Below are 1528 nucleotides of genomic sequence, written 5' to 3'. Positions count from 1 at the left end.
TGAATATTTCACGCTGAAAGCATCATCAACTTGCCCATTTGGACATCACCGATTCGCGGTTAGAGCATCAGCAATATTTTGTTAGAGCATCACTACGTTATGAAGTTGCGTACTGCCGGAGGCAGCACGCAAGTATTACTAAAGTTTGTTTTGTGTCTTCGCATTGATTTGTCTCATGTTTAGATTGCCTGTAAACGTCCAGGCTGCGTTATGAACAATTCGATCCATCATTGCATCGGCATGAACACCTCCACCAAGGCGAGCATGCCAATCTTCTTTCTTGAATTGGGTGCAAAAAATAGTAGAACTGGTATCATGTCTACGTTCAATCAGTTCAAACAGAAAGTGTTGCTCTTCCTCTGAAAGATCGTCGAGCAGCCATTCATCAAGAATCAAAAGTTTATAGCTTGTGAATTTCTTAAGCAGCTTGGATATTCCCTGTGGTGTTAGTGTTGCCTCATCACGCAGCATTAACAAATCTGGGATTCTGATGTATCTGGTTCTTATCCCTTGCATGCAAGCTTGTTTACCAAGTGCACAAGCCAGATAACTTTTGCCTGATCCGGTGAAACCATGGAAGATGACACTGGCGTTCATATCAATGAATTGTGCGGTGGAAAGATTGAGCAACTGCTCTTTGTCTAATCCACGATCAATGTAGTAAATATCGTGGAAGGAAGCATTCGCAATGCGAAATTTTGCTGATTTTATCAATCGATCCACTTTGCTGTTATACTTGTTTTGGTAGACAAAATCTATTGCAAGCTTCATGCGCTCCTCAAAGGACATCGTAGCGTATCCGATGTCCTGAGCTTGTTGATCGATGGCTTCGATCATCTCGCTGAGATTCAGTTCACGAAGCTTTCTTCTTGTTTCCTCATTCAGCAAACTCATCTATTGGTCACCTCCGCCATAATACTGAGAACCGCGGACGTAACCCTGAACGGATTGATGGAGCTCTTTCGTTTTTGCTTCAGATTTTTTGGATAGAAAAATCTGATCCTGATTGGACGATAAGATGGCTTTAAGCGTTTTGTATCTTGGTGATTGGATCCGTTCAAGTGCAAGCTCACAAGCTGCTTCGAGACGTTCTGTTGTATATGCCTTGCTTAGACGGAGTACGGATAGAGCTGAATTGTAACCTTGTTCTTTCACTCGGACGCTTGCGAAGATTCTGTCTACTACTTCAGCGGTATACTTCCCAATGGAGTAGGACCACTTTTTAATCCGTTCATCATCCCATTTCGATTCCTGGAACTTGTCCGGCATATGTTCCTCACACGTAGACCATTTGTATTTCATATAGTCGGGGAGCCTTTTGTGGGAGCAGAGGCGCTCACTGTTAAAATAGATTTCAACCAGTTTTTCTGAAACTTTCAGATCCACTTTTTTACCCACATAGTTGTAAGGTGCTGAATAACGATTGGTTTTGAAAGCGACATGGCAGTCCACATTTACCGTATGGCCGTAAACCCACTCTGCGACCTCATACGGCGTAGAAGGTAATGCGCGAAGGTGTTTGGATTCT

Annotated in this window: 2 protein-coding genes; both read right to left on the bottom strand. The window is 43.0% G+C overall.

Annotation, left to right across the window (positions count from 1 at the left end):
• Positions 1-138: 138 nt before the first annotated feature.
• On the bottom strand, positions 139-894 hold the full coding sequence (locus ACFQ2I_RS19530) for an ATP-binding protein (protein WP_377567227.1): 756 nt from the start codon (positions 892-894) through the stop codon (positions 139-141).
• Positions 895-1528 (bottom strand): Mu transposase domain-containing protein (locus ACFQ2I_RS19525; protein WP_449290083.1); only part of this gene is annotated, 634 nt, incomplete at its 5' end.

Source organism: Paenibacillus chungangensis (assembly GCF_042675905.1).
Lineage (GTDB): Bacteria > Bacillota > Bacilli > Paenibacillales > Paenibacillaceae > Pristimantibacillus > Pristimantibacillus chungangensis.
The sequence above is the reverse complement of the archived record's forward strand: the minus strand, read 5'-3'. Positions and strand labels throughout refer to the sequence as shown.

Bases quoted from the DNA above. Each gene is read 5' to 3' on its own strand.
- ACFQ2I_RS19530 (WP_377567227.1), bottom strand. From the start codon at position 894: ATGAGTTTGCTGAATGAGGAAACAAGAAGAAAGCTTCGTGAACTGAAT.